The sequence below is a fragment of the Enhydrobacter aerosaccus genome (assembly GCF_900167455.1).
Classification (GTDB): domain Bacteria; phylum Pseudomonadota; class Alphaproteobacteria; order Reyranellales; family Reyranellaceae; genus Reyranella; species Reyranella aerosaccus.
Window position 1 is genome coordinate 1147007 of record NZ_FUWJ01000001.1, and the last position, 20775, is coordinate 1167781.

Sequence of the window (20775 nt, forward strand, 5' to 3'; positions counted from 1 at the left end):
CTGTGCATGGAAAAGCACGAACCGTTCGAGCGGGCCGTTGAGGGCCGGAATCGGGCCTGCGCCGGACCTGCCCTAGAATGGCGCTTGCAAATCGAGCTCTGCCCGCCACTAGATCTGGAGGTTTGGAATTTGGTCCCGTTAAATTTCCGTTTCTTTAACGGGAGCCCTGCGCCGACCTACAAAATGAAGTGGTCCTTGATCCAACCGAACCTGCGGCCCTATTAACAGCCCATGTCACTCATCAAAGGCGAAACCGGCGACTGGGAAATCGTGCTGGGGCTGGAAGTCCATGCCCAGGTCGTTTCCAACGCCAAGCTCTTCTCCGGTGCCCCGACCGCGTTCGGAGCCGATCCCAACACCCAGGTGTCGCTGGTCGACGCGGCCATGCCCGGCATGTTGCCGGTCATCAACGAATATTGCGTCGAACAGGCCGTCCGCACCGGGCTGGGGCTGAACGCCAAGATCAACCTGCGGTCGGTGTTCGATCGCAAGAATTACTTCTACGCCGATCTGCCCCAGGGCTATCAGATCTCGCAGTACAAGGATCCGATCGTCGGCGAGGGCGAGATCGAAATCGATCTCGACGGCGGCAAGACCCGCACGGTGGGGATCGAGCGGCTGCATCTCGAGCAGGATGCGGGCAAGAGCCTGCACGACCAGCATCCGAGCCAGACCTATGTCGACCTTAATCGGGCCGGCGTGGCGTTGATGGAGATCGTCAGCAAGCCGGACATGCGGTCGGCCGACGAGGCGGCGGCCTATCTCGCGAAGCTGCGCTCGATCGTGCGCTATCTCGGAACCTGCGACGGCAACATGGACGAAGGTTCCATGCGCTGCGACGTCAACGTGTCGGTCCGCAAGCCGGGCGACGCGCTGGGAACGCGCTGCGAGATCAAGAACGTGAACTCGATTCGCTTCGTCAAGCAGGCGATCGAATACGAGGCGCGGCGCCAGGTCGAGATCATCGAGGGCGGCGGCAAGATCGTGCAGGAGACGCGGCTGTTCGATTCCGGCCGCGGCGAGACGCGCTCCATGCGTTCCAAGGAAGAGGCGCACGATTATCGCTACTTCCCCGATCCGGATCTGTTGCCGCTGGTGCTGAAGCAGGAGTTCGTGGACGGGATCAGGGCGAGCCTGCCCGAGCTGCCCGACGCCAGGAAGGCGCGTTTCATGACGGAGTACGGCTTGACGCCGTACGACGCCGGCGTGCTGGTGGCGGAGAAGGAGACCGCGGCGTTCTTCGAGACCGTGGCCAAGGGGCGGGACGGCAAGGAGGCCGTGAAGCTCGTCACCGGCGACTTCTTCGCCATGCTGAACCGCCGCGGCCTCACGATTGCCGAGTCGCCGATCAGCGCCGAGCATCTTGGCAAACTTCTGGATCTGCAGGCCGACGGCACGATCTCGGGCCGTATCGCCAAGGACCTGTTCGTCGCCATGGAGGAGACGGGCAAGGATCCGGCGGTGCTGGTCGAGGAACGCGGCCTGAAGCAGGTCACGGATACCGGCGCCATCGAGGCGGCGGCCAAGGCCGTGATCGAGGCCAATCCGGACAAGCTCGCGGCCTACAAGGCCAAGCCGACCATGTTCGGCTGGTTCGTCGGGCAGGTGATGAAGACAACGGGCGGCAAGGCCAACCCCAAGGTCGTCAACGAGATCTTGAAGAAGATGCTTGATGGTTGAAGTCCGGCGGGGCTTCGACCTTCTTCGGGTCGGGCTTCTCCGGGCTTGTCTGCACGTCGTGACTGCTGGCCCGTTGTTCGGAGGGCTTGTGGAAGCGCGTCAGATTGAAGGCCGTGTTGATCAGGGCAATGTGTGAGAAGGCCTGCGGGAAATTGCCCTGCAGGCGCTTGTAGTGGGGGTCGTATTCCTCCGCCAGCAGCCCAAGATCGTTGCGGATGGCGAGCAGCCGGTTGAAGAGGGCTTCGGCATCGGCATGGCGGCCGATAGAGATGTAGGCATCGGCGAGCCAGAAGCTGCAGGCCAGGAAAGCGCCTTCGCCGGGCCGTAAGCCATCATTGGCGTCATGGGTGTTGTAGCGCATGACGAAGCCGTCGCGCATCAGGTCGCGCTCGATGGCTTCGACGGTGCCGATGAAGCGCGGATCTCCTGATTTCAGGAAGCCGGTCTGCGCCATCAGCAACAGGCTGGCATCGAGCAGGTCGCCGTCATAGGAGGCGCGGAAGGTGTTGCGCTTCGAATCGAAGCCCTTGTCGCAGACCTCGGCCTTGATCTCATCGCGGATCGCGCGCCACTGCTCGACTGGACCCTTGAGGCCATGCGTCTCGACGCCCTTGATGGCGCGGTCGAACGCGACCCAGGCCATGACCTTGGAGTGGACGAAGTGCCGTTGCGGGCCGCGGGTCTCCCAGATGCCGTTGTCGGGATGGCGCCAGACCTTGGCGACGTGGCTGATCAGGGATCGCTGCAGCTCCCATCCTTCTTCGGTCGCTGCCAAGCCACCTTTGCGCGACTGTTCGAAGGCGTCCATCAACTCGCCGTAGACGTCGAGCTGGAACTGCTGATGAGCAGCGTTGCCGATGCGGACCGGCTGCGAATTGGCATAGCCCGGCAGCCAGTCCGCGATCCACTCGGTCAGGCGGCGCTCGCCGCGCAGGCCGTACATGATCTGCATCTCGGCCGGAGAGCCGGCAACGGCGCGCTGCAGCCAGTCGCGCCAGGCCGCGGCTTCGTCGTAGATGCCGGCATTCATCATCGCCAGCAGGGTAAGGGTCGCGTCGCGCAGCCAGCACAGGCGATAGTCCCAGTTGCGTTCGCTGCCGAACTGCTCGGGCAGGGAAGTCGTCGGCGCCGCGACGATGCCGCCGCTCGGCAAGAAAGTGAGGCCCTTGAGGGTGATCAGGGAGCGCTTGATCGCCTCGGCATGGACGCCGTCGGTCTTGGTCTTGGCGGTCCAGTCGCACCAGAATTTCTCGCATTTGCTGAGGGACTCGTACGGATCGACCGGAGCCGGCAGCGGCAAGTGTGACGGTCCATAGCTCAGCACGAAGGGCATGGACTTACCCCTGGTCACGCTGAACTGAGCCAGTGTCTTGAAGTTCTCGCCGCGAACGTGGGCCGGCGTGCGGAGCACGACCATGTCTGGCCCGGCCACAGCCCGCAATGCGCCGCCTTCGAGCCGCGTTACCCAAGGTGTCGTCGTGCCATAGCCGAAGCGCAGCATGAGCTCCATGCAGACCGTCACCTCCCCCTCGTCGCCGCGGACGATGCGGATCAGGTCGGAAGAAGGGCCGCGTGGCAGCATGAAGTCGATCAGCGTGACCCTGCCGCTCTCGGTCTCGAATTCGGTCTCCAGGATCAGCGTGTCGGGGCGGTAGCGGCGGCGGATCGCCTTTACGTCGTCGTGCGGCGAGATCAGCCAGAAGCCGTTGCTCTGACCGCCGAGCAATGCGGCGAAGCAGGCATCGGAGTCGAACCGTGGCCAGCATAGCCAGTCGACAGAACCGTTCTTGCCGATCAGCGCCGCCGTCTGGCAGTCGCCGACCATGCCGTAGCTCTCGATCGGTGCGCTCATGCCGCGTCGGGCTCGAACTGCAGCACGACCTTGATATCTCCGGGCTGTCGCTGAAAGGCCTCCTGCCATCGATCCAGCGGGACGCGACGCGTGATGAGGCGCGACAGCCAGGCGCGATCGGCCTTGGCGAGCGCCTCGGCGGCGGCCTGGTAATGGGCGCGATTGGCGTTCACGGAGCCGAAGGTCACATTGTTGCTCAGCACCATGTGGCGGTTGAAGGCGCCGAAGTCGAAGGGAAGCCGATGGCCGCTGCCGGAAACGCCAGTGAGACAGACCACGCCGTCGCTTCCGACGCGATGCATGACATCGGCAAGCACCGGCAGCGCGCCTGTGCATTCGATGACGATATCCGCCCGGAAGTCCTCCGGCAGCATGCGGGCATGATAGTGCCCGCCGAGATCGCGAACCAGATCGGGCTTGGGACCGCTATCGGCCAGATCCATCACATGGATCTCGAGGCCGCGCTGCTGGGCCATCACGGCGCCGAGGAGACCGACGGGACCGGCCCCGGTGACGAGCACGGTCCGAGGCGACCAGCTCCGGGTACGCGCGCCGATGCGGTCGATATGGTCCCAGGCCTTGGCGAGTATGCTTGCCGGTTCGAGCAACACGGCCAGCGACCCCAGCGAAGCATCGACCTTGATCGCGTATTGCGGCTCCAACGGGAAGCGCTCGGCGCCATAGCCATCCACCGCCTTGATGCCACGCTCGGTGTAGAGGCCATTGCGGCACATGTCCCATTCGCCCACGGCGCAGGACGGACAGGGGACGGGGTCTGGTCGACGCACGATGCCGACGACGATATCGCCTTTGTCGAAGCCACTATTCTGCGGCGTCTCGATCACCCGCCCGAGCGATTCATGCCCCAGGACCAGCCGCTCCTTGCCCGGAGGGGCCCAGCCATAGGCGCCGGAGATGATCTCGCGATCCGTGCCGCACACGCCGAGCGCAATTGCCTGGACCAGCAGCGCATCGTCGGTCCCCCGCGGTTCGGGGCGATCATCGAGCTGTACGGAGGCCGGCGTGCCCGGCAGGACTGTAATGGCCTTCACGACCTGCATCCCCTTCGTGCCAGACGGAGAAACGTAAGGTGATCGCTTCGGTTCCTATGCCGGCCTGTGCTAGCGTGTCGCGATGACAGCGAAGCTCTATGCCCTGACATGCGGGCGTCTGGTCGGACGCTTGAAGGACATGATCGAAGGCGAGGATGGCGAGGTCGCGTTGCCGATCCCGTCCTACCTGATCGAGCATGCGAAGGGTCGCGTTCTGTTCGATACCGGCATGCACCCGGACTGCCGGACAAATGCCGCCGGACGGTTGGGCGAGCGCGTGGCGAGGATCTTCGGCTTCCAGCATTACGGAGCCGACGACGATATCGGATCGCGCCTCCAGGCCGTCGACCGCGATCCCGGAAAGGTCGATTACATCGTGAATTCGCATCTCCACTTCGACCACGCCGGCGGTAACGAGCTTGTGCCCAATGCGACGATGGTGGTGCAGAGGCGCGAATGGCTGGCCGCCAACGACGCCGATCTCGCTGCCAAGGTCGGCTTCTATAAAGCCGACTTCGATCATGGCCACCCGATCAAGCAGGTCGACGGCGAGCATGATCTCTTTGGCGACGGCAGCGTGGTCTGCATCCCGACCTACGGTCACACGCCCGGTCACCAGTCCTTGAAGGTCCGCACCGAGAGGGGCGAGGTCGTGCTGACTGGCGACGCCTGCTATTTCTGCCGCACGCTCAAGGAGCGCCGGCTGCCGCGCTTCGTCTTCGACCGTCCGGCCATGTTGGACTCCCTGTCGCGGTTGGCGGCCCTGGAACAGGGGGGAGCCAAGCTGTTCTTCGGTCACGATCCCGACTTCTGGAAGGACGTGCCGCAGGCTCCGGTGCCGGCTTTCTGATGCGTATCTGTTTCGTCGGCGACAGCATGGTGAACGGCACCGGCGATCCGGCCTATCTCGGCTGGGTCGGCCGCGTGCTGCAGGAGGAGCGCAGGCGGCGGGCCGAGCTCACCGGCTACAATCTCGGTATCCGTCGCGACCGCTCCGATCAGATCCGGGCGCGGTGGAAGGCGGAGGTCGAAGGGCGGCTGCCGGTCGAATTCGAGGGCAGGGTGGTATTTTCCTTTGGCGCCAACGACGCGGTGCAACAGGTCTCGCCCAGTCTAACTCTGGAACACGCCGAAGCCGTGCTGGTGGAGGCCCGGACACGGTGGCCGGTCTTCATGGTCGGCGTCGTGCCTTTGCCCGATGCCGATGTGCGGGCACGCATTCGGTCGCTCGACCAGGCCTTGAGCCTATTATGTGCCCGGCTGGAAGTTCCCTTCGTGTCGGTGTTCGACGGCCTGATGGCGACGCCGGTGTGGCTCGACGAAGCGCGGGCCGGTGACGGCGCCCATCCCGGCGCGGCGGGCTATGGACGGATGGCCGAACTCATCCTCGCCAGCGAGACCTGGCAGCGCTGGATCAGTTCTGGGGCATGAACTCGATGGCGATGCCGCCGGCCTGCTCCGGCGCAACGATCACGCGGCCGTCCTCACCGAGCGCATAGCTCACGTTATTGGCGCCCAGCAGAGCCTGAAGCGGACGGGCACGCTCGATGGCGACGGCGATGCCCACGATGGCCGGCAAGTCCTTCGGCACCATCGGCTCGATGGCCTTGTATTCCAGCTGCCACGCCGTCGACGACCAGAGCAGCAGCTCCACAGCGCCCGTCTTCACGACGACGCAGCCGTCGAAGATCTCCTCCGTCTCGGCTTTCCAGGCGGACTTGAGGATCTTGGCCAGAGCCGCTGGATCCTCCGCCACGGCATGGATCGCGATAAGGGCCAGTGCGCCGTTGGGATGGACGATCCATTCCGGCTCCATGAAGGCTTCCGGCGTTTCGTGCTTCACGGCCACCCAGGGCAGGGGGCCGGATGTTTGGCCGATGACCACACGGCCCTCGACCTCGAAGCCGTCCTCGCTCTCCCAGGTGTGCTCGCGCGTCTCGCCCTCGAGCTCGGCGACATTGACGGCGAGGGCGGGGCCCGGGTCCCCCTCGATGATCTCGATGTAGTTCGGGATGTCGTCGCGCTGCGGCTGAAAGCACAAGCACCGCGGCTCGACCCCTTCCGGCGTGGCGTTGAATCCGAGCTGTTGCAGGCGCGCGGCCAGCGCGTCCGGGTCGGGAGCCGTCAGGATCAGGTGGTCGATATCGCGTGCCGAGACTTTCATGAGGCGGTCATACAGGGTCGATGGTCCGGCGCTCAAGCCTTGTGCTAGGGATAGCGCGCTATTTCTCAGGGAGGATGCATGTCGAAGATGACGCTGTACGGCATTTGGCTCAGTGGCCCGACCTACAAGGCCGGGCTGGCGATGTCCCTGATGGGACAGCCATTTGCCTACAAGCACGTGGACCTGCGAGCCGGGGCGCACAAGCAGCCGGAGTATCTCGCGATCAACCGCTTTGGCCAGGTGCCGGCGTTGGTCGATGGCGACCTCAAACTCTGCCAATCGGGCTCCATTCTGCTCTATCTCGCCGAGAAGTTCGGCAAGATGGGCGGCAAGACGCCGGAGGAGAAGGCCCGGGTGCGCGAGTGGCTGTTCTGGGAGTTCGATCGGCTGGCGCCGAATGTCTACCGTCCTCGGGCGATGAAGCGCGGCTTCATGAAGCTCGACGATAATCTTTATGCGCTTTACACGACCAATGCCAACGATGCGCTCAAGGTGCTCGATGGCGCCCTCGCGACATCGAAGTTCTTGGTTGGCAGCGAACCGACCATCGCCGACGTCGCCGTCTATGGCGATGTGGCGTACGCCACTGAGGCGGCGATCGATCTTTCGCCCTATCCGAACGTCAAGGGCTGGATGGAGCGTTTGGAGAAATTGCCCGGCTTCAAGCCGTATGAGGACGTGCTGCCCAAGCAGGACGCCGCCTAGCTTATCCGGCTTCGAGCGCCTTTTTCATGAAGGCGGCGGCATGATCCATCATGCCGCCGATCGCCGGCGCCAGGGCATCAGGCAGGAGGTCGACGGTCCAAACCAGCCGGCTGCATCCATCGCCGTTTGGAAACACCTGCACCGCGGCGTTGTAGTGCTGAGCCCGTCCTTCGATCACCGTGTAAACGAGCCGATGCTCCCCGTCGTCGATGGTGACGACGCGCTCGCGTGCCACGAGGCCGTTGAAGAACGTCACGATCCGATCACCGTTGTCCATCTTCAGGTCCGTGAGAAACCCTGGCGCCACACGCGTGTGGACGGCGCCAAAATCACGCAGTGCCGCCCAGGTCGACGACAGTGGGGCCTGTAGGGCGATTTCTCGACGTAGTGTTGCCATCCTCAGCTCCTTGACAGGGCCTGATGTCTAACCGGTAGCGGTTGTTTCCGGCTGGCGATTTTCGGACATCATCGTTCCCGCGGACGCTGCGTGAGTCTCTGTGGAGGCTTCTGCCTGACGAGCCGGCGCTTTTTGACGACGGACGATCATCGATGCTTTGATGCGGTCAAAGGTGGGGGAGACGTTGCATGGCGTTCGTTCGCGCGTTCGGCTTGGCGGCATTGGCGCTCGGTTTGTCGCTGCCGGCTCTGGGACAAGGCATCCCGAAGGCGCAGTCGCCAGAGGAAGTGGGCTTTTCGTCGATCCGCCTGAAGCGGCTGAGCGACCGTCTCGATGAAGGGGTGAAGACTGGTGAGATCCCGGGTGCCGTGGTGCTGATCGCGCGCAATGGCCGGATCGCGATGTTTCAGGCCTTCGGCTACCGGGACCGCGAGGCCAAGGCGCCGATGCAGACAGACACGATCTTCCGTATCGCTTCCATGACCAAGCCCATCACCTCGGTGGCGGCGATGACACTGGTGGAAGAAGGGAAGATGTCCCTCGCCGATCCGGTTGCGAAGTACATTCCCGCCTTCGCCGACACGAAGGTCTCGGTGAAAAAGACAAATCCTGATGGCACGGTCGAAATGGGGCTCGAGCCGCAGGAGCGGCCGATGACGCTCCTAGACCTGATGCGCCACACCTCGGGCCTGACCTATGGGGCTCTGGGCAGCAATGTCGTGAAGCAGTCCTATCTGGACATGAAGGTCATGAGCGCCGACCAGACCAATGCCGAGATGGTGGCCAAGCTCTCGAAGCTCGCGTTGCTCTATCAGCCCGGCACGCATTGGGAGTACTCGATGTCCACCGATGTGCTGGGGCGCGTGATCGAGGTGGTGTCCGGCCTGCCGCTCGACAAGTTCATCGAGGAGCGGATCGCCAAGCCTCTGAAGCTGGGCGATACGGGCTTCGACGTGCCGATGGAGAAGAAGGACAGGGGGGCCCACCCGCAAAAGGAAGGTCCAAAGGGCGAGACGCCGCCGATACCGGACGTGACGGCGCGGACGACCTGGAAGTCGGGCGGGGCGGGCCTGGTCTCGACCGCGGCCGACTACGCCCGCTTCCTGCAAATGTTCGCCAATGGCGGCGAGCTCGACGGGGTGCGTGTCATCTCGCGCAAGACCATCGATTGGATGACGGCGGACAACCTGCCGCCCGATATCAAGATGGGCGATGACATGTGGCGGCTGGGGCCCCTCGAGCCGAGCGCGCGCGTAGGGCAGGGCTTCGGCCTGGGCTTCGCCGTTCGGGTCGATCAGGGGCGCAATCCGTTGCCGGGATCGCCTTACGACTATCACTGGGGCGGCGTATGGGGGACCTACTTCTGGCACGACCCGCGTGAGCGGATGTATGTCGTATTCATGATGCAGGCGCCGAGCGTCGGGCAGCAATACCAGGCGATGGTTCGCGATCTCGTCTATCAGGCGCTGACGAGCAACTGACCGGGACCGCACCGTTCGGTCCTTTGATCGAAATCAAGGCGGGGAGGTGGTGGAGTCGGGAATTGTTCCCATATAGGGCGAGATGAGCACCGGAGATCCCCGAAACTGGATGTGGTCGGAAGCGCTGCAGATGCTGGCGCGCGCCGAGCAATTGCATCGTGAGATGTTCAACCCTCCCATCGTGTCGCGGCAGAGCGGTCCCGCCTGGGAACCGCCGACGGACATGCTGGAGACGGACGACGCCGTCCTGATCCTCGTCGCCTTGCCCGGCGTCGATCCGCAAAAAGTGCAACTCATCATCCGAAATGGCGTATTGGCCATTGCCGGTGAGCGGATCCTGCCGCCTCAGCTGCGCACTGCGCGGATCCATCGACTTGAGCTGCCGCAAGGACGATTCGAGCGGCAGATTGCCTTGCCCACAGGGCGGTACGAACAGCCGCGTACGGCAGTTGCCAATGGCTGCCTGGCGATTGAACTGCGCAAGGCCGGACGGGGTGGCACGCCATGACTCCTCCCGATGTGAATAGCGAATCCAGTCCCGGCGGGGCCGCCGCAAAGCCTCTGCCGTCGGACGCGTTCATCGTCGTGCCGGTGCGCAACACGGTGCTGTTCCCCGAGGTGGTCTTGCCGATCACCGTCGGTCGCGCGGCGTCCGTGGCGGCCGTCCAGCAGGCGGTGCGCGAGCAGCGCCAGATCGTGCTCGTGCTGCAGCGCGATCCGGAGAACAACCAACCCGGTCCTGACGAGCTGTATCGGCTTGGCACCATCGCCAACATCCTTCGCTATGTGACGACGCCGGAAGGGGGCCATCACCTGGTCTGCCAAGGCGTCCAGCGCTTCCGCATCGACTCCTTCGTCGATGGCTATCCTTTCCTGCTGGCGCGGGGACTGCATATCGCCGAGCCGGCACCGACCGGTGCCGAGATCGAAGCACGCTTCATGGTGTTGCGCGACCAGGTGCGGCAGGTGTTCGAGCTCCTGCCTCAGGCACCGCCCGAACTGCGCCAGACGGTGGAAGCGACCACGTCGCCCGGGTTGCTGGCCGATCTGGCGGCGACCTATCTGGATTCGACGCCGCCCGAAAAGCAGGAGGTGCTCGAAGCCATCGACCTCGTCGTCCGGCTCGACAAGGTGTCGAAACTCCTGGCCCATCGTCTCGAGGTGCTGCGTCTGTCGGCGGAGATCGGCAAGCAGACGAAGGCCTCATTGGATACTCGCCAGCGCGAGGCGCTGCTGCGCGAGCAGATGGCAGCCATCCAGCGTGAATTGGGCGAGGAGGGCACCAACAAGCAGGAGCTTGCGGACCTCGAGAAGGCGATCGACGCCGCGAAGATGCCGGCTGAGGTCGAAACGGCGGCGCGCAAGGAATTGCGCCGGCTGCAGCGTACGCCCGAGGCGGCGAGCGAATACGGCATGATCCGCACCTATCTCGACATCCTGGTCGAGCTGCCCTGGGCATCGCCCGAGCAGAAGGATATCGACATTGCCGAGGCGCGGCGCATTCTCGATGCCGATCATTTCGGCCTCGAGAAGATCAAGCAGCGCATCATCGAATATCTTGCCGTGCGCAAGCTAGCGCCAGAGGGCAAGGCGCCGATCCTGTGCTTCGTCGGTCCTCCGGGCGTCGGCAAGACCTCGCTGGGTCAGTCGATCGCCCGTGCGATGGGACGCAAGTTCGTGCGCGTGAGCCTTGGCGGCGTGCACGACGAAGCCGAGATCCGTGGTCATCGCCGCACCTATGTCGGCGCTATGCCTGGCAACATCATCCAGGGCATTCGCAAGGCCGGCGCGCGGGATTGCGTCATGATGCTCGACGAGATCGACAAGATGGGCAGCGGTGTCCACGGCGACCCCGCCGCGGCCATGCTCGAGGTGCTGGATCCGGAACAGAACTCCACGTTCCGCGACAATTACCTAGACGTGCCGTTCGATCTCAGCCGTGTGGTCTTCATCACGACCGCCAACATGCTGGAGACGATCCCCGGTCCGCTGCGTGACCGCATGGAGATCATCGCCCTTTCCAGCTACACCGCCGGCGAGAAGCTGCAGATCGCCAAGCGCTATCTGGTGCGACGCCAGCTCGAGGCCAACGGCCTCAAGCCGGAGCAGGTGGAGATCGACGACGAGGCGCTGCGGCGCGTCATCGAGAACTACACACGTGAGGCCGGCGTGCGCAATCTCGAGCGCGAGATTGGTCGCGTCCTGCGCCATATCGCGGTCGAGGTAGCCGAGGGAGCGGTCGGGCCTAAGCATGTCGATGCGGCTCAGATCGAGAAGATTCTCGGTGCGCCTCGGTTCGAGAACGAAGTCGCGATGCGGTCGACGGTGCCCGGTGTAGCGACAGGCCTGGCCTGGACGCCGGTCGGCGGCGATATCCTGTTCATCGAGGCAACGCGCACACCCGGTAATGGCAAGCTGTTGCTGACGGGGCAGCTGGGCGAAGTCATGCGCGAGAGCGTCCAGGCGGCGCTCAGCCTGGTGAAGAGCATGGCAGCCACGCTCAAGATCGATCCGGCGCTGCTCGACAAGAGCGATATCCATGTCCACGTGCCGGCAGGCGCTACGCCCAAGGATGGGCCGAGCGCCGGCGTGGCGATGTTCGTTGCGCTGACGTCGTTAATGACCGGTCGAACGGTACGCAGCGACACGGCGATGACCGGCGAAATCAGCCTGCGTGGCCTCGTACTGCCGGTTGGCGGTATCAAGGAAAAGGTCGTGGCGGCAGCCGGGGCCGGGATCAAACGCGTCCTGTTGCCTGCCCGTAATCGGCGCGATTACGACGACATTCCGGAGGAAGTGCGCAAGTCGCTCGAGTTCGTGTGGCTCGAGCGCGTCGACGATGCGGTCGCGCAAGCCCTTCAGGACTGATCGGCTTTCACCAACAACGGCACTGACGGTGGCGCAGCGATTGTCTGCGCCGTTGTCACTTGCCGCGATTTGACCGCCTATTGGAAGGGGCTATGCTGCCCGCGCGAGCGTAAAAGGAGTAGTTCCGCTAACCAAAACTAAAATATTCCTTCGGGAGGAAACGGCATGTCGATCAAGCGTCGCCAAGTCTTGTCCGGATCCGCTGCTGGCGCGGTATCGCTGGCGACAGGTCTTGCCAGCCCAGCCATCGCCGCATCGGAACCGATCCGGATCGGCTTCCTCCCCGCATTGACCGGAGCGAGTTCCTCCACCGGCGTCGCAATGAACCGAGGAACCATCCTGGCGGTCGACGAAATCAATGCCGCTGGCGGCGTCGACGGACGCAAGCTGGAACTGATCGTCCGCGATACACAGAGCGACCCGACCAAAGCCGTGAACGGAGTCGCCGAGCTCATCCATCGACAGAAGGTCCATGTCATCTGGGGACCGCTGAACTCCGGCGAAGCGCTGGCGGCAACGCCTCTGATTGCGCGCGAGTCGATGCCGCAGGTGCATCCTTGCTGGGTCGATACGCTGATCGACGTGAAGAAATATCCCTATGCCTTTCGCAACGCGCCTTCCAATCAGCAGATCGGTGTCGCGGCCAACCACTACGTCGTCGATGTGCTGAAGCATAAGAAGGTGGCTGTCGTCAGCGATACGACGGGCTACGGCACGGCGTCCGTCGAGGCTTATGTGCCAATGCTGAAGGAAAAGGGGGCCACCGTCGTCTATCAAGGCAATGTCGACGCCGCCAATCCGGACTTGAAGCCGGAGCTTCTGCGCATGCGCGATGGTGGCGCCGAGGCCATCATGCCGTGGAGCGTCAATGCCGGCTTCCTCGCCCGCATCTGCAACACGCGGGGGCAGATGGGCTGGGACGTGCCGATCGTCGGCCAGACCACGCTGGGATCGGGGCAGACCAAGGCCCTGCTCGAGAAGCCCGAATACTGGAACAAGGTCTACTCCAACAATTTCCGTAACTGCTGCTACGGTAGCAACGGCAAGCTCCCGCCGCGCGCCGCAGCCTTCGTCGAGCATCTGCAGAAGACCAAGGTCGAGATGGGCGATACGCTGCTGTGGTGGATCGCCTGCGGCTACGACGCCCCGCACATGATCGCCGAGACGGTCAAGGCGGCGGGTAGCGGCCCCAAGGACATCGTCGGCTATTGGAACAAGCTCAAGGCATGGCCGGGAATCTACGGCGACATCACCTGGACACCCGAACAGCACAATGGCTTCCCGGACGACGAGGTCGTGATGTGCGAGGTGAACTCGTTCCGGGACGGCGCCTTCAACCTGGCTCCCGGCTACGGTAGCTGAACGATGCTCGAATCGATCGTCTCCTACGGATTGGCGGTAGGGGCGGTCTACGCACTGATCGGCATCACCTACAACGTGATGTTTTCCGCCTCCCGTGTATTCAGCTTTACGGCCGGAATGCTCGGAATGTTGGGCGGGGTGCTGGGCGCGCTCTTCATTACTCGTCTTGGCTTACCCGTCGCACTTGGCCTCATCGCGACAGTGGCGTGCGGTGCGATCATTGGCGTCATCACCGAATTCGTGGCGGTGCGTCCTGTACTAAAGAATCTCGAGCAGCATCTCTACGTGCTCTCCACGTTGGCCTTCGCCTTGCTGGTCCAGCAGTTCACGGCGATCGAGTGGGGGACTGACGCCCAGCCATTTCCGCGCCTGTTCCAGATCGAGGATAGCCTGGTCGATCAGAAATTCTGGCTGCCCGTCGTGGCGTGCGTCGCGACCATCGTCGGACTTGAAATTCTCTATCGCCATACCCTGGTGGGCCGGGCCTTTCTGGCCATTTCAGAGGACAATTATGCGGCGCGGGCACTTGGGCTCCCGGAGCAGCGTTTGCGGATCGCGAGCTTTGCGTTAGCCGGGGTGATCGGGACCTTGGCGGGCTTTACCGGCGGCGAGGTACTTCTGGCGTTCTTCGGCAACCAGTCGATCTTGAACTTTTACGGCTTCGTGCCGGTAGCCTTGGGTGGGATGGGAAGCAATCGCGGTGCCGTCGTCGGTGGCTTCGCCCTCGGCCTGTTCCAGCAGGCGGCCAACTTCCTGGTGGGAGGTGTCTTCGCCGCGGTCGCGGTCTTTGTCGTCTTCATCATCATCCTGCTGGCCCGCCCCGAGGGGCTGGCCGGCGCAGTCAGTGCGCGCCGCGTATGACCGATACCACCGCACAATCCGTAAGGGTTCGCGCGATGAAGGCCAGGCCGCTCGCGTGGCTCGAGGGCAAACGGACCTTCATTCTGCTTGCGCTGGCGGGCGCCGCCTTGCCGCTCATGGATGATTCCTATATCGGCCTGATCGCGACACGCGCCTGCATCTATTGGATACTGGTCGCGGGACTCAACCTGGTGGTGGGGTTCGCCGGCCAGATCGCCATCGGCTGGGTGGCGCTGTTGACTCTCGGCGCCTACACGACCGCGGTGCTGACGGCCGGCACGGTCTTGCCTGTCGTGCATCCCTTTCTGGCCTTGGCGATATCCGGAGCGGCCGGAGCGATGTTCGGCGTCGTGGTCGGATTGCCGGCCTTGCGGTTGCGGACGTTCTATTTCGCCATGACGACGCTCGGCTTCGCCACCATCGTCACGCAGGTCGCACTGGCCTGGAAGGGCGTAACCGGCGGCGGCATCGGTGTGCCGGGGCCGGTTTTCCCGGCGCCTTTCGACAGCGGCTGGGGATTCTACTATTTCTGCTTCGCGTTGGCGGTCGTGAGTACCTGGATGACGGCAAACATCGCCGTCAGCCGCTTTGGTCGCGGGCTTGTCGCCATACGCGATGCCGAGGTCGCCGGCGAAGCATCCGGCGTATCCAAACGCTCTCTGCTGACTACGGTCTTCCTGTTCAGTGGCGCCCTGGCGGGCGTCGCCGGCGGCCTGTTTGCTTCCCTGCAATCCTACATCACCCCGGATGCCTTCACCTTCGATCTGTCGATCCTGTTCTTCATCGCCATCCTCATCGGTGGGCGCGGATCGATCGTGGGGCCGCTTCTTGGCACCATCATCCTCACGGTTCTGCCGGAGTTCGCGGCGCCGCTCGTGGCTTGGTCGACCTTCCTGTACGCAGCGCTGCTGCTCGCGATCGTGCTCGCCATGCCGGGTGGAATCGCCGACTTGCTGGACGTGAAAAATCGCCGGCCGTTGGAGCGTCATCGCGAGATCGTGCCGCGGCCCGAAATCCTGCCCCGCCTCTTGGGGGAAGAACGGGAAAACGAAGGACTATCCCTGTCCAACATCACCTTGAGCTTCGGCGGCGTGCGGGCCATCGCCGGCCTCGATCTCGAAATCAGGCCCGGCGAGGTGCACGGGCTGATCGGGCCAAACGGCAGCGGCAAGACCACGACCCTCAACGTCATCTCTGGCTACTACGCTCCGCAATCCGGCGAGGTGAGGCTCGGGAAGATGGCCCTGCCGCCAGGCGCGCCACAGCGCCGTGCCTCGTTTCGCATCGCCCGCACATTCCAGACCCCGCGGGTGATCGGTGCGGAGTCGGCGCTGGATAACGTCAAGACCGGCGGCATGATCGACGGTCGCGCAAGTTTTGCCGAATCCCTGCTGACCTTGCCGCGTCACCGCCGCGACGAGGCTGATCTGCACGAGAGGGCGATGCGAGCGCTGACGGCGGTCGGCCTCGAGGCGTTGGCGGATGTCCGCGCGGACCGGCTGCAGCATAGCGAACTGCGCTTTCTGGAGATCGGGCGCGCCCTGATGCTGAGACCGGCCTGTCTGTTGCTGGACGAGCCGGCAGCCGGTCTTTCCGCGGAGGAGATCCGCCGCCTGGGCACCCTCATCAAGGCCATCAGCCGAGCCGGAACCGCCGTCCTGCTCGTGGAGCATCACGCCGATCTGATCTTCGACATCTGTGATCGGGTAACGGTGCTCAATCTCGGCAAGGTTCTGGCGGCGGGTACGCCGGCAGAAATCCGATCGCATCGGGAGGTCGTCAGTGCCTACCTCGGCGCCTGATATCCTTCTCGAGGTGAAAGGATTGTCGGCCGGCTACGGCAAGATCGGCGTTCTCCACAATGTCGCTCTCTCGATTGCGACCGGCGAGGCTGTGGCGTTGCTTGGTCCGAACGGGGCTGGAAAGACGACCCTGCTGAAAGCGATCTCGGGCCTGATCGGTCGTGGCGGCGAGGTGCGTTTCGCCGGCCGGGACATGGCCGGCGCCGGACCGCGAGAAGCGGTCGCTGCCGGTCTCGCCCATGTCGTCGAAGGACATCGCGTATTCACGCAGTTGTCGGTTTTCGACAATCTGCTGCTGGCCGGATATGGCATGGCGAAGACCGAGCGGCGGCGGCAGGTCGACGAGGCGCTCGCCTTCTTCCCGGAGATTGCGGAGAAGCGGCATGATCGGGCGGGTTCCCTGTCCGGCGGACAGCAACAGATGCTGGCCGTCGCCCAAGGCCTCGTGCGGCGGCCAAGGCTGCTGATGCTCGACGAACCTTCTGCCGGGCTGTCGCCTGTCCTGGTCGATCGCGTCCTTGCCGCCACCCGACGGCTTCGTCAGGACGGTACGGCCATTCTCCTGGTCGAGCAGCTGATCGAAAAGGCCCTGGCGACCGTCGACCGTGTGTACGCCCTGGCTCGGGGCACTATCGTGCTGGAGGCGAGGGCGGACGAGCCGAAGCTGCCGGAACGTCTCGAGCGCGCCTATTTCGGACAGGACGCCCACGCGCCTCTCGAGGCGTGATCAGCGTCCGTTGATGGCGTTGCGCAGTTCGATCGGCGAAGCCATTCCCTCGAGCTTCTCGATGCCTTGTCCGGTGCCCAGCACGCGGATGGATCCGTAATCCAGCAGGCGGCCCAGCAGCGACTGGTCGACATTGACGGTTTCGACCTTGTCCATGTTCATCTCGACCGTGTAGCGGCTGAGGAAACCGCGCTTGTAGATGAGGCGATGCGTCGTGATTGCGAACTCGGTGATCCAGCGCACGAACCAGGCCTGCAGGAAGGCCAGCGCTGCCAGGGCAATAATTCCCCAACCGACCAGTTGCACGAGGCGCGACGCTTGCTGAGGCAGGCCTCCGGCGTAGATCAGGACCACGAGTCCGACGACGAGCAGCGCGAAGGCGCGGGTAAAGACGATCCAATGCAGCTTGCCGATGGCCCGAATGCTTTCGCCCGGCTGAAGGATCGAGTTCACATAAGCCACAGTTCGCTCCTGCTGTTTTCTACCTGCTGGTTTGTCATTGTCAGTGCGCGTCTGGATCGGTTTTGCCGAACAGGTCCGCCAGGGCGGCATGGTCCGTGAGCCAGGCCAGGTCCGAATGGCGTCGCACGAGTTCGAGGGCATTCATGAATTCGATGGCGCCGAATGGCCGACCGAAGACATGCGCATGGACGGTGACGTCGAGGCATGCGGCCGGCCGACCCAGGCGCGGCCAGTTGGTAACGATGCGCTCAAGCGTCGCCGTGAAAGCCTGCGGCTCGCTGCCATAGCGGACATAGAGCGGCATGTCGTTGACTTCCATGGTGAAGGGAACGGCCGTGATGGAACCAGCCGACATCTTGTGGCGATAAGGCAAGTCCGAGTCGAAGAAGTCCGCGTGCCATTCAAAGCCGGCCCCGGCCAGGAGTTCGGAGGTTCGCGAGCTGGGTGTGCACCGCGGGCTAAGCCAGCCGTGCGGCCGGTAACCTGTCGCAGTGTCGAGGACAGTCAGACAGCGAGCGAGGTCGGCCTCTTCTTCCGATGCGTTCTGGTAGGCTGGAATGATGTTCTGGGCCCAGCCGTGCGCCGCCACGACGTGCCGCGCCTCGACGATCGCACGTATCAGATCGGCATGGCGTTCTGCGACGATGCCGCTGACATAGAACACGGCCCGGATGCCGAGGCGGTTCAGGATATCGAGCAGCCGCCAGGCCCCGACCTTCGGGCCATAATCCGCCCACGAGCGGGCCTGGAGATCGAGCACCCCGGCCTTCAACGGATTGCCCATCGGACCGATTCCGGGCGCGGAGTCGTCGGTCCAGCCTTCGAGCATCACGCTGACCGAAATTGCGAGGGGCCGATCGGAGGGCCAGCCCAAGGGAAGGCTTGTCGGTAAGGGCATCGATTCCTCCGCCTTCTAACCTGCCGCGCGATTATCGACAATCATGCGGGCAGGGAGATTGCCTTATCGCGGGTGCCCAAGTCACTTTTTCGAATAGCGACATAAAAGGTTCGCTGTTTCGCCGTCACGGTCGGATCGTCTAGTGTCGTCAGCGAACTCATCCTCCTCAGGAGACAACCTATGATCGACCTGTACTACTGGCCGACGCCGAACGGCTGGAAGATCTCTATCATGCTCGAGGAATGTGGACTGCCCTATAAGATCGTGCCGGTGAACATCGGCACGGGCGAGCAGTTCAAGCCCGAGTTTCTCAAGATCAGTCCCAACAACCGGATGCCAGCGATCGTCGATCACGATCCGCCGGGCGGCGGAGAGCCCGTGTCGGTCTTCGAGTCGGGCGCGATCCTGCAGTATCTGGCCGAGAAGACCGGCAAGTTCCTGCCCAAGGATCTGCGCGGCAAGTACGAGGTGCTGCAGTGGGTCAACTGGCAGATGGGCGGGCTCGGCCCGATGGCCGGACAAGCCAACCACTTCCGGATGTACGCGCCGCAATTCAATCCGCCGGAAGCGTTGAAGTACGGCCAGGATCGCTACACCAACGAAGTGAATCGCCTGTTCGGTGTCGTGAACAAGCGGCTCGCCGATCGGAAGTTCGTGGCGGGCGAGATTTCGATTGCCGACTTCGCCATATGGCCGTGGTTGGTGGGATACAAGAACTTCGGGCAGAACCTGGACGACTTCCCGCATCTCAAGCGCTATCTCGAGGAGACGATGGGCACTCGGCCAGCCGTGGTGAAGGGCAAGGCGGTCGGCGCCGAGCTGCGTCAGACGCCCGGCGTCAACACTGAGGAACAGCGCAAGGTGTTGTTCGGTCAGACCGCTTCCGTGGTGCGTTGAGCGTATCAGCGGTTGAGCTTCGCCATCGCCCGGGCGGCGGTGGCGAAGCGACGGCGCAGCTCCTTCGGTTTCAGGATCTCCAACTCGGGTCCGATGCGCAGGAGATCGATCTCGGCCTGCTCGAGTGACTCGATCGGAATTTCGACTTCGCGCCATCCATTCGCGTCTTCCGGCTGCGCCGTTTCTCGGGCCTTGTCGGCGACCAGGCGGCCGAATTGCTCGAGGCGCGCCAGGCCACGCGCCGATACGCGAAGGCGAGCCGTATCGCGATAGAGGCCGATTTCATAGGCTCGAGAAGACTCGGTCCAGAACCGTGCCAGGTCGAACTCCTTCGGCCGTGCGAAGCGCTCTGCGAGCGTCGTCATCTCGACGATATTCGAGATCCGATAGGTCCTGATCCGATCCGATGCACTGGCCACGAGGTACCAGACGCCGGCTTTGAGGACGAGGCCGAGCGGTTTCAGGCGACGCGTTCCAGTGCGATCCCCACGCCGGTAATCGATTTCAATGACCGAGTCGCTCCAAACGGCCTTTGCGATCTGTGGCAGCAGGCGCGCCGTCCTGGGACTTCTGAACCAGTCGACCGGGTCGAGATGAAAACGCTGCGCGATCTTGTGTGCCGAGGCGCGGTTCCGTTCCGGCAAGGCAGCCGTCAGCTTGAGCTGCGCGGACAGGAGCTGGTCAGCCAACCCCATCTGGGAGGCCGGACCCGGCAGGCCGGCGACGAACAAGGTCTCCGCCTCGCTTTCGGTCAGGCCGGTCAATTTGGTGCGAAAGCCGTCCAGCAACTCGAAACCGCCCCCCGGTCCGCGATCGGCGAAGACAGGAACATTGGCCGCGCTCAACTCCTCGATGTCACGGTAGATGGTGCGCACCGACACCTCGAACATCTCCGCCAGCGTTTCGGCGGTCATCCGCCCGCGCGTCTGGAGCAGCAGCAGGATGGAGAGGAGCCGGCTTGCACGCATCCGGATTCTTTATCAGATATTTCCTGACAGGAGGTGACAGGAATAGGGCGCTAGAAGTCCTGGAACGGAAGGAGGGGACATGCTTCAGACCAACCCCAAGCCCAGTAAGGACTTCGATTTCTTCATGGGCATCTGGAAGTGCCGGCATCGCTATCGCGTGCGTCGCCTGAGCGATTGCCACGACTGGATCGAATTCGACGGGGCCTGCGCGGTCCGCAAGGTGCTCGACGGGTTCGGCAATATAGACGAGAGCGACATCGCCTTTCCCGGCGACCGGCGTCGCGTGATGAACCTTCGCCTGTACGACTGGAACAAGGACTGTTGGAGCATCCACCCCTATGACAGCCGGCAATTCGGCCGTGTCTTTACGCCGCTGAGCGGGCGATTCGCGAAGGGCATCGGCACATTCTACGGTGACGACGAATGGCAGGGGCGCGCCATGCGCACACGCTTCGTGTGGTCGCGCATCACCCCCAACTCCGCCCGGTGGGAGCAAGCCTTCTCACTCGATGAAGGCAACAATTGGGAGATCAACTGGATCATCGACTTCACCAGGTTGTAACAGAGACACGGCACCGCCATGTGGCGCGGAACCTGAA

20 protein-coding genes are annotated in these 20775 nt (G+C 63.7%); 13 read left to right on the top strand and 7 right to left on the bottom strand.

Features of this window, described 5'->3' with window-relative positions:
- Positions 1-231 precede the first annotated feature (231 nt).
- On the top strand, positions 232-1680 hold the full coding sequence (gene gatB / locus B5D62_RS05380) for an Asp-tRNA(Asn)/Glu-tRNA(Gln) amidotransferase subunit GatB (protein ID WP_085932757.1): 1449 nt from the start codon (positions 232-234) through the stop codon (positions 1678-1680).
- Here gatB and B5D62_RS05385 read toward each other — a convergent pair.
- On the bottom strand, positions 1646-3532 hold the full coding sequence (locus B5D62_RS05385) for a glycoside hydrolase family 15 protein (protein WP_085932758.1): 1887 nt from the start codon (positions 3530-3532) through the stop codon (positions 1646-1648). The two genes, gatB and B5D62_RS05385, sit on opposite strands and share 35 nt — an antisense overlap.
- Positions 3529-4584 (bottom strand): glucose 1-dehydrogenase, encoded by a 1056-nt coding sequence (locus tag B5D62_RS05390; protein ID WP_218190948.1) that lies wholly within the window; start codon positions 4582-4584, stop codon positions 3529-3531. Before B5D62_RS05390 ends, B5D62_RS05385 begins: the two co-directional genes overlap by 4 nt.
- Before the next feature lie 82 nt (positions 4585-4666).
- Here B5D62_RS05390 and B5D62_RS05395 point away from each other — a divergent pair, with 82 nt between their 5' ends.
- Together B5D62_RS05395 and B5D62_RS05400 are read left to right on the top strand one after the other, a co-directional pair.
- On the top strand, positions 4667-5434 hold the full coding sequence (locus B5D62_RS05395; RefSeq protein WP_085932760.1) for an N-acyl homoserine lactonase family protein: 768 nt from the start codon (positions 4667-4669) through the stop codon (positions 5432-5434).
- Positions 5434-6015 carry a GDSL-type esterase/lipase family protein gene (locus B5D62_RS05400; RefSeq protein WP_085932761.1) on the top strand — a complete coding sequence of 194 codons (582 nt, stop codon included), beginning with the start codon at positions 5434-5436 and terminating at the stop codon, positions 6013-6015. The genes B5D62_RS05395 and B5D62_RS05400 overlap by 1 nt, the downstream gene beginning before the upstream one ends.
- Here the strand turns inward: B5D62_RS05400 and B5D62_RS05405 are convergent.
- Positions 5999-6748: a VOC family protein gene (locus B5D62_RS05405; RefSeq protein WP_085932762.1), complete on the bottom strand. Its 750-nt coding sequence runs from the start codon at positions 6746-6748 to the stop codon at positions 5999-6001. The two genes, B5D62_RS05400 and B5D62_RS05405, sit on opposite strands and share 17 nt — an antisense overlap.
- Before the next feature lie 78 nt (positions 6749-6826).
- On the opposite strand from B5D62_RS05405, the gene B5D62_RS05410 reads away from it, so the two are divergent.
- On the top strand, positions 6827-7453 hold the full coding sequence (locus B5D62_RS05410; protein ID WP_085932763.1) for a glutathione S-transferase family protein: 627 nt from the start codon (positions 6827-6829) through the stop codon (positions 7451-7453).
- A 1-nt stretch (position 7454) separates the two neighbouring features.
- Here B5D62_RS05410 and B5D62_RS05415 read toward each other — a convergent pair whose 3' ends face one another.
- Complete coding sequence (locus B5D62_RS05415; protein ID WP_085932764.1) at positions 7455-7850, bottom strand: SRPBCC family protein; 396 nt, start codon at positions 7848-7850, stop codon at positions 7455-7457.
- 188 nt (positions 7851-8038) lie between these two features.
- On the opposite strand from B5D62_RS05415, the gene B5D62_RS05420 reads away from it, so the two are divergent.
- The 7 genes from B5D62_RS05420 (at position 8039) to B5D62_RS05450 (ending at position 16951) form a co-directional block, all read left to right on the top strand.
- Positions 8039-9331 (top strand): serine hydrolase domain-containing protein, encoded by a 1293-nt coding sequence (locus B5D62_RS05420; RefSeq protein WP_085932765.1) that lies wholly within the window; start codon positions 8039-8041, stop codon positions 9329-9331.
- An 82-nt stretch (positions 9332-9413) separates the two neighbouring features.
- Positions 9414-9839, top strand: a complete 426-nt coding sequence (locus B5D62_RS05425) for an Hsp20/alpha crystallin family protein (RefSeq protein WP_085932766.1) — start codon at positions 9414-9416, stop codon at positions 9837-9839.
- Entirely contained in the window at positions 9836-12199 is a 2364-nt protein-coding gene (gene lon / locus B5D62_RS05430; protein ID WP_085932767.1) for an endopeptidase La, read from the top strand. The genes B5D62_RS05425 and lon overlap by 4 nt, the downstream gene beginning before the upstream one ends.
- A 165-nt stretch (positions 12200-12364) precedes the next feature.
- Complete coding sequence (locus B5D62_RS05435) at positions 12365-13561, top strand: ABC transporter substrate-binding protein (RefSeq protein ID WP_085932768.1); 1197 nt, start codon at positions 12365-12367, stop codon at positions 13559-13561.
- Positions 13562-13564: 3 nt separating this feature from the next.
- Entirely contained in the window at positions 13565-14422 is an 858-nt protein-coding gene (locus B5D62_RS05440; RefSeq protein ID WP_085932769.1) for a branched-chain amino acid ABC transporter permease, read from the top strand.
- Positions 14423-14457: 35 nt separating this feature from the next.
- Positions 14458-16224: a branched-chain amino acid ABC transporter ATP-binding protein/permease gene (locus B5D62_RS05445; protein ID WP_085932770.1), complete on the top strand. Its 1767-nt coding sequence runs from the start codon at positions 14458-14460 to the stop codon at positions 16222-16224.
- Complete coding sequence (locus B5D62_RS05450; RefSeq protein ID WP_218190949.1) at positions 16205-16951, top strand: ABC transporter ATP-binding protein; 747 nt, start codon at positions 16205-16207, stop codon at positions 16949-16951. Before B5D62_RS05445 ends, B5D62_RS05450 begins: the two co-directional genes overlap by 20 nt.
- On the opposite strand, the gene B5D62_RS05455 is transcribed toward B5D62_RS05450, so the two are convergent.
- Positions 16952-17413 carry a PH domain-containing protein gene (locus B5D62_RS05455; protein ID WP_170920795.1) on the bottom strand — a complete coding sequence of 154 codons (462 nt, stop codon included), beginning with the start codon at positions 17411-17413 and terminating at the stop codon, positions 16952-16954.
- Positions 17414-17453: 40 nt separating this feature from the next.
- Positions 17454-18311, bottom strand: coding sequence for a polysaccharide deacetylase family protein (locus tag B5D62_RS05460; RefSeq protein ID WP_085932773.1), 858 nt, complete (start codon positions 18309-18311; stop codon positions 17454-17456).
- A gap of 180 nt (positions 18312-18491) precedes the next feature.
- Here B5D62_RS05460 and B5D62_RS05465 point away from each other — a divergent pair, with 180 nt between their 5' ends.
- Entirely contained in the window at positions 18492-19208 is a 717-nt protein-coding gene (locus B5D62_RS05465; protein WP_085932774.1) for a glutathione S-transferase N-terminal domain-containing protein, read from the top strand.
- Between the two features lie 5 nt (positions 19209-19213).
- On the opposite strand, the gene B5D62_RS05470 is transcribed toward B5D62_RS05465, so the two are convergent.
- Entirely contained in the window at positions 19214-20176 is a 963-nt protein-coding gene (locus B5D62_RS05470) for a helix-turn-helix transcriptional regulator (protein ID WP_085932775.1), read from the bottom strand.
- A 79-nt stretch (positions 20177-20255) separates the two neighbouring features.
- Here B5D62_RS05470 and B5D62_RS05475 point away from each other — a divergent pair, with 79 nt between their 5' ends.
- Positions 20256-20738 carry a hypothetical protein gene (locus tag B5D62_RS05475; RefSeq protein WP_085932776.1) on the top strand — a complete coding sequence of 161 codons (483 nt, stop codon included), beginning with the start codon at positions 20256-20258 and terminating at the stop codon, positions 20736-20738.
- Positions 20739-20775: the final 37 nt, after the last annotated feature.